This window comes from Novosphingobium rhizovicinum (assembly GCF_040813635.1).
Classification (GTDB): domain Bacteria; phylum Pseudomonadota; class Alphaproteobacteria; order Sphingomonadales; family Sphingomonadaceae; genus Novosphingobium; species Novosphingobium rhizovicinum.
Window position 1 is genome coordinate 1 of the sequence record NZ_JBFNXR010000045.1, and the last position, 7,172, is coordinate 7,172.

Consider the following 7,172-nt stretch of genomic DNA (forward strand, 5'->3'; position numbering starts at 1 on the left):
CCACGGCTGCGCCCCAGCGACCAACTGATCGAGCCACTCTCGCGCATCAGCCCCGAGACGCTTCGCCCGACGTACTTCTCGAGCTCAGGCCGCCACGGCACCAGCGTGAAGTCTCGGGCTTTCTCGATCAGCGCGTACTTGCCCGAGGTGAGATCAAGGCTGCGCTTGAAGGTGCCCTCTATCGCCTGGTTCGGCTTGGGCTCGACAAAGTGCAGGCCGAGCTCGCCCGAGAGTTGGCCTGCAACCGCCCTCACCTCGCGTTCTCGCAGCACGTGCAGCAGATTGCGCCGGTAGACAACGTCCTCACCCTGCTCGCTAGCGAGACCCTGCTCGATCAGCCACTGCCGGCGAAGGTCCAGAGCCTTCCGCACCTCGCCACCGTACCCGGTCGGCGCCAGTTCGCTCTTCTCCGGTGCGGTCAGCTCGCGATCGAGCCAGGTCTCCGCTTGGGCATGAACCAGCTTCTCGATCGACACGGGCGAGAGCACCTGGATGCGGTAAGGCTCGGCACGCTGCTTGCCCTGCTCGTACTTCAGCACCGTGTCCAGGTGATCGGGTGCAATGATCCAGGTGCCATTGGGATGCCGCTCCGGCTTACCAGTCGCGCGGCGAATGGCTTCCAAACGCCGTACATGCGCTTCCGCGAAGTCTTCCGTTGCGTTGGCATCGTGCTTCAGGTGAAAGTCGACATCGTACTTGCCCCCGCGGGCGGCTGCGACCGCGACGATCGTGCGGTCAGCGGTGCGCACATCCACTTGCTTGGGATCGAGCCGCACCGTGGCTCCATTGGGGAGTGTCTGCTGGGTGGTGCCGATGTCGAGGTAGTGGCTGCGCCCGTCGATACCGTCGACCACCAGGTAGCGCCGTTCGTGATCCTCGTCGGCAGCCCCGCGGCCCATTACCTTGCCGATAACAGGCCCGGAGGGCAGCTCCGGGACAGGTGCGCGGACCTTGGCCGGCTCATGCACCACAAGGCGCTGGGCCGGCTGTTCGATAGCGCGCTTCCCGCTCCTGACCCGATCGAACAGATCTCCGACGAGGTCGAGCTTGAAACGCTGGTGCAGCGTGCGAACGATGTCGCCCCGCCGGCCCATGTCGGACAGGGTCTGCTCGGCGGCAGGATCTATCGTCCATGAAAGCGAGCCACGCTTGCTCGCCAGCTCCATACGCTCAAGCACGCGAGCACGTCCCACGAGCAGCTGCTGGTACTCGGCGTCACCAGCCATCGTCCCTTCTACGCGGGAGAGGTCGACGACGTTGTCCTTCGCTTGGCTGAGCAGATCGCGATCGAGGCGCGTGAGCCGCTCGGCTTCGAGTTCCCGTGACAACTGCTGGCGTACCTCGATCTCGCTCTGCGGGCCCAGGTCGCGCGTCATGATCTCGCTGGCGCGAGCCCGGATGCCATGAGCGATGTAGTCGCCGGCAATGTTGAGTGTCTTGCCGTCCTCGGTTCGCCCTCGCACCAAAACATGGGTGTGCGGGTGGCCTGTGTCGAAGTGATCGACCGCCACCCAGTCGAAGTTGGTGGCAAGATCCTGTTCCATCCTCGCCATGAGGTCGCGCGTGAAGCTCTTCAGATCGGCAAACTCACGTCCGTCCTCGGGCGAGACGATGAAGCGGAACTGGTGACGATCTTCCCGACCGCGCTCGACGAATGCTCTGGCATCCGCTTCGTCGGCAAACGTGGAGTAAAAGCGCGTCGGCTCACCGTCACGCGTGACGCCGTCGCGCTCCAGGTATGTGACATGCCGCGCGACTGCCGTGGCCTTGCCCGCCAGCTTCACCACACGCGCCTTTACCGCGACCCGGCGCGGACGCACCTTGAGCCCCGAGCCGCGGTCGACCGACCAGCCACTCCCGCGCGGCAGGACAGCCGCGATTTTGGCCCCGCGTCCCCGTGCGTTGAAGCGGCCGGAAGTCGGCGCCTGCGCGCCCGCCAGCTTGGGCCCGCCGCCCCGCGGATTGCCGCCTCGCCTGGCGACTTGTTCGAGCACGCGCCCGCGCATGTCGCGCGCGTGTGGAGGCAGTGCGCTATCGCGGCGCGAGCGGCCCACGCGAGGCTCGAAAGGATCGTCGTTCTGCGGCATGACCGAGATATGAGGCGCGGGTCCGGCGCGGCTCAAGTGTCTCGCACCGGAACCCAGCTTTGCTGCGGCCTCTGCCCATCATGGTGCCGGGATTGTCTCCCTGGTGCCGTCCTCGCGAGACAAAACGTCTCGCCAAAAAACGATGTGCAGACAGGCATTTGGCCCGGCAAACGCGACAAAGCGTGCCGGCCTTTATCTTGCATCCCGCCCCTTTCCAGCACCCCTCCCCCAAAACCGCAGCCATCTGTATCTCCCGCTCATCACCGGCACTGTCGTCGCGCATTCCCGAAGTTCCTGATTTGTTCTATTCTACTCATGGATGTGAGTCGCGAAGGAGAGCATGACCATGGCAGTGCGGATCGAGCCGAACACAGACCGGAGCCTTCAACTGACGGGCGATATCGAGACCGTTCTCGATGTGCCCGAGCGCGCCATCAACGACGGCTTTTCGCTCGCGTTCTCCGACGGAACGCTGGTGCATGGGCACTATCCGGAGAGCGCATCCGCGTGCCGTTTTATGCTCGCAGTCGAAGGCGCAGCGCTGGTCCGGATCACCCGCGAAGGAACGCGCGACGTGCTGGAACTGGACTGGAATTTCGACTGGATCACCCTGGCCTGCGGCACCGAGACCGTGCAACCACCCGCCGCTGCAGACGATGACAACGTGCTGCAGCTGACGCTCGATATCGTGGTGGAAGAGACCGCTTGAGGAAGCTTCAGGCAGCCTTGGCGAGAGTCTCGATCCGGCTCTCGCAGGCTTGCCGGACCACGTCCTGCAGCACCGCAACTCGGCTGGCGATCCAGTCGAGCTGCTCGGCAGTGATGACGTACGATCGCGAGTAGCGCGCCTTCACATAGGCGTCGCGCAGGAGCGAATAGCATCGCTTCTGGAAGCGGTTTTCGCGCGGCCAAACCGCCTTCAAGCGCGGCTCCAGTTCCTCCGCCATATCGCGCAGACGGTTGAGGTTGTGCGTCTTGGGCGAGTACAGCGTGCGCACCAGGAAGAGGCAGTGATAGAAGCGCTCAGTGGCTTGGTGGAGGAGGAATGCGGCCTCTTTCGGCCGCCCCATTTCAGTGACTAGGTGCGCAGTTTTCAGGAACGTCTCAGCACTTTCAAACCACTCCTGGAAGTACTCCTTCGTCTCCTGCAGCGCTTGCTCGGGCGATAGCGGCTGCGGCTCAACGAAGGGATAGTGGGCCTCCTCAAACAGCACGATGCCGTCGCGCAGGATGTCGATGAAGAAGTACCGCCCAAGCCGCAGCTTCTCATTCACATCCTCCAGGCTGTGATAGATCAGGCTGACCGGCGTGCGCAGCTGCCTGGCCTCGGACAGCTCGACCAGCAGCCGCCCTTCGGTCTTCTCCCAGAACTCGGCGATGTCGGTGAGATCGTCATGATTGACGACCACCAGCAGGTCATAGTCAGAGAAGTAGCGGCCCACCGGGTCCTCGACCCAGTCTCCGCGCGCATAGCTGCCGAACAGGATGATCTTGAGCAGCTTGGCCTCGCGCAAGTGCGGCTGTGTGCGCCGGGCGGTGGCAAAGGCAAAGCCCTCGCGGATCACCTCGACCACGTGCGCTAGCTCGGCGCGCTTGCCCTGCGGCAGATGATCGAGGCTGGTCTTCATAGCGTCAGAATCGCCCTTCGCACGCCTGCTGCCAAGCGCAAAATGATGCGGCCGATCCCGCGAGGGATCGGCCGCGCCGTGATCACCATCCTTTGCGCTTTTGCCGCCGCACCGAGCGGCCGATCATCTGCAATGCGAGCACCAATTCTCGGCTCGCCGCATCCTCAGAGATACCAAAGTGGGCGGCGATCGCCTGTGGCCGTAGCCCCTCGAAGCGAGCGAGGCGGAACACCTCGTACTGCCGGTCTGGAAGCGAGGCCAGGGCACGCGCCAGCCGCCGCAGGTTGGGATCGGAAATGTCAGGCGAGCAGTTCTTGAGGAACAGCTCGCGCACGTGCTGGTGGAGAAAGGCAAGGTGCCGGATCATGCCTCACCCTCCCCGCTCCTGAGCAGGTAATCGGCCGCCTTGCTCGCTGCACTGGCGGCGCGAAAGATCGCCTTGTCATCGGCACGGAGCACCTCCAGCCAGGCACCGACGTAATCAGCATGACGTACCGTCGGCTGGATGCCGAGCGAGGCACAAGTGAAGGCACTCGCCATCTCGGCCACAAGCTCTTCGCGCGCGTAAGCAGCGGACCGAGAGGCACCGGTCTGGTCGCGATTGAGGCGGCTGGCGTGCCCGGTCCAGTGACCCAGTTCATGCAGTGCAGTGCGGTACCAGTCGATGCCGGCGTGAAAGGCAATCTGGTGTGGCACCGCCACAAAGTCCTGCGCAGGAGCGTAATGCGCCTCGCCGCCTCCGATCCGAAAGTCGGCGCCCGAGCTGCGGATGACGGCGTCAGCTTGTTCCACCGCCAGGACCGGGTCGATCGGTTCCGAACTGCCGGCCAGATCGTGTGGCAAGCCCTCGCACTGGTCGACGTTGAAGACTGTGAAGCGCTTGATGAACGCAACCGTACGCGCCTCGCGATCCTCGTTGCCGGCCCTCTCGGCCTCAGCCTTGGGCGTGAAGCGATCGGCATAACAGATGACCGTTCCCCGCTCGCCCCGACGCACGTGACCGCCAGCCTTCTCCGCCTGCTTGTAGGTCAGCCAGCGCTGCGAACCGTAGCCTTGCGCCACACCAGCCGCCCACAGGATCAGCACGTTGATGCCTGAGTAGTTACGCTCGGACACAGCATTGTGCGGCATCGTGCACGGGCACTTGGACGGATCCCACGGCTGCACCCAGGGCAAGCGGCCTTCTTCCAGCTCGGCGATGATCCTGGCAGTGACCTCGCCATAGAGGCTGCCACGTTCGGTCTTGGCCATGCTCCTTCACTCCTTCCTAAACCGCCATTGACCGGCGCCAGGGTGGCGGGGGGCGGCAGGAGCGGACCGACAGCCCCGCCGGCTGAAGGCGGGACGCACCCGAAGGGCTGGAACGGAGTGGATGACCTGAGCGCCAGCTCAGGTTGCGCCCCGCCGAGGCGGGGCTACAGGGCAGCGACGCCCCCCGCCACCTTGGAGCCGAAGGCTCAGCGCCGCCCGCGCGTCACGCGGGCGTCCGCCAAAGGGATGCACACCTGCATCCCGCCTCCCGGGCCGCTGAAGGCGGCACGGAACGCGTCAGCGATCGCAACCGCTTTGCCGACGAGACGCCGCAAGGCGGCTCGGCCGGAGCGTGAGCGGAGGTAGAGCGCGGTCAGGCCGCATGGCCTGAGACGCCCCGCCTCTCGCACTCGGACTATTGAGCAGGTACACCCCATCCGCACGTGAGGGAGGATGCGCGAGAGCTGCAGGCGCAGGCGCGGGATGAGAGTGCCCGGCGTGAGCGCCTATGAGAACGGCATTGCCCCTCCGCCAGACTCGTTGTAGGGTAAAAGCGCTAAAAACCGGGCATCTAACAGGCACCGTTCGAACGTGACGGTATCTGTGACGGTACATGAAGCCGAATGGCCTCTACTAGCTATCTCAGATCACTAGATAATTGTCTTAGCGTTGGATTCCGTCCCCGGCACCATCGCCTTCTCCGCGATGGTTCACCCTGCCTCCAGAAACGGCTGAAATCCTCCTCTTCGGACGCTATTTAGTCCGCCGCAGGCCGCCACGGTCCATTGGCACCCGCATGTCCTGACGGTGCCGCCATCCGCAGGATCTAGCCGGAGGCAAAGCCGAAGGTCGCCGACATGCGCAGGCTCAACCTGCTCGTACAGCCTGGCGATGCGCGGTACTGACGGACGACTACTGTCATGAGGGCAAGCGGAAGACGATTGGCCCTGAGCGCCCATCCGCAGCTTTCGTTGAAAGAGGCTCGCGAAAAACGTGCGAGCGCGCGTTGCCTGCTCGACAAAGGTATCAATCCCTCAAGCTACAAGGAACTGACCCGAGGAGTGAGCAAGCATCTCAGCCGTTACCCTAAAGGCCGCCGCCCAGGAGTGGCTGGAGAAGATAGAGGCGAAAGGTCGAGCGCCCAAAACCATGCAGAAGCAGCGTCGGCTTCTGGACTTCGCCTACCCCCTCATCGGCAATCGTCCTGTCTCCGACGTTTCGGCGCCCGAACTGCTCACGGTTCTGAGGACGGTCGACGTCAGGATTCGCCACCCGCCGGCGCGCAGACTGCGCAACGCCTGCGGGAGCGTACTGCGGTACGCCCACCGGCCGGGCACAGCGGAACGTATGGTCAGATTTGCACCGCGCTCATCACGCCAAGACCCGGCACCGGACCGCAATCGTCGAGCCCAGGCAAGCTCGGCGCAGGGCGCCCCTCTGATGGGTGGCAATCACCATTCTGCACCCCGCTCGCCAACAGGGTACGCGTTACGCGCTCGTAGCGAGCTTTAGCCGTTAGCCCAGGCTATGTCGCATCAAAATGCCGGAAGCAGAGCCGAGCGTCACTTAAAGAGAATAGACGCTATTATTATCCATTTTGTCCATTCGGTAGATCAGATAAGCTAAGCACACGACTCGGGAGGACATCTGCGATGCACCAGCAAACTACCGTCAGCGAATTCGCGGACATCGACCTGGAGGCGTTCAACTGGCGCATCCCGACGGGTCGCTACACGTCTGCGGAAATCCAGGAACAAGAGCGCGAACGGATCTGGAGCAAGGTGTGGCAGATCGTCGGCCGTGCGGATGAACTTCCGAACACTGGCGACTGGAAGGTCTACAAGATCTTCGACCAATCATTCGTGATCGTCCGCGGCCGCGAGGGTCAACTTCGCGGCTTCGTCAATTCATGCCGCCACCGGGGAAACATCCTGTGCGAGAAGCCGAGGGGCCACTCGGGTCGGTTCACCTGTCCCTACCACCTGTGGACTTATGGTCTTGACGGTAAGCTGTTGGCGGTAGCTCGGCCCGATCTGGTCGGCGACATCGACAAGGCTGAACACGGCTTGGTGGAAGTGCCGGTGGACACATTCGCAGGGTTCATCTTCCTCAATCCGGACCAGGCGGCTCGCCCCTTGGCCGAGTTTTTGGGCCCCGAAGTCGTAGAACGTCTTTCGGCCTACAAGCTCGACGAGATGACCCCGGT

The 7,172-nt window shown here is 63.7% G+C and carries 7 protein-coding genes and 1 pseudogene; 4 read left to right on the forward strand and 4 right to left on the reverse strand.

Annotation, left to right across the window (positions count from 1 at the left end; all coding sequences use genetic code 11):
- Positions 1 to 2,123: DUF3363 domain-containing protein (locus tag ABUH87_RS11355; protein WP_367773624.1), on the reverse strand; the 2,123-nt coding region annotated here is incomplete at its 3' end.
- A 304-nt stretch (positions 2,124 to 2,427) separates the two neighbouring features.
- Here ABUH87_RS11355 and ABUH87_RS11360 point away from each other — a divergent pair.
- On the forward strand, positions 2,428 to 2,796 hold the full coding sequence (locus ABUH87_RS11360; protein WP_367773626.1) for a hypothetical protein: 369 nt from the start codon (positions 2,428 to 2,430) through the stop codon (positions 2,794 to 2,796).
- A 7-nt stretch (positions 2,797 to 2,803) separates the two neighbouring features.
- Here the strand turns inward: ABUH87_RS11360 and ABUH87_RS11365 are convergent, their stop codons facing one another.
- The 3 genes from ABUH87_RS11365 to ABUH87_RS11375 form a co-directional block, all read right to left on the reverse strand.
- Complete coding sequence (locus ABUH87_RS11365) at positions 2,804 to 3,715, reverse strand: HEPN domain-containing protein (protein WP_367773629.1); 912 nt, start codon at positions 3,713 to 3,715, stop codon at positions 2,804 to 2,806.
- An 82-nt stretch (positions 3,716 to 3,797) separates the two neighbouring features.
- Positions 3,798 to 4,082, reverse strand: coding sequence for an RNA polymerase sigma factor (locus ABUH87_RS11370; protein ID WP_367773631.1), 285 nt, complete (start codon positions 4,080 to 4,082; stop codon positions 3,798 to 3,800).
- Entirely contained in the window at positions 4,079 to 4,966 is an 888-nt protein-coding gene (locus tag ABUH87_RS11375; RefSeq protein WP_367773633.1) for an ArdC family protein, read from the reverse strand. The genes ABUH87_RS11370 and ABUH87_RS11375 overlap by 4 nt, the downstream gene beginning before the upstream one ends.
- 920 nt (positions 4,967 to 5,886) lie before the next feature.
- Between ABUH87_RS11375 and ABUH87_RS11380 the strand changes: the two are divergent.
- The 3 genes and pseudogenes from ABUH87_RS11380 to ABUH87_RS11390 all read left to right on the forward strand — a co-directional run.
- Positions 5,887 to 6,000, forward strand: a pseudogene (locus tag ABUH87_RS11380) (integrase arm-type DNA-binding domain-containing protein); the annotation flags it as partial.
- 115 nt (positions 6,001 to 6,115) lie between these two features.
- The gene (locus ABUH87_RS18430; RefSeq protein ID WP_419956692.1) at positions 6,116 to 6,478 is read left to right on the forward strand and encodes a phage integrase central domain-containing protein; all 363 of its coding nucleotides are present in this window, start codon (positions 6,116 to 6,118) and stop codon (positions 6,476 to 6,478) included.
- A gap of 140 nt (positions 6,479 to 6,618) precedes the next feature.
- Positions 6,619 to 7,172 (forward strand): aromatic ring-hydroxylating oxygenase subunit alpha (locus ABUH87_RS11390; protein ID WP_367773640.1); only part of this gene is annotated, 554 nt, incomplete at its 3' end.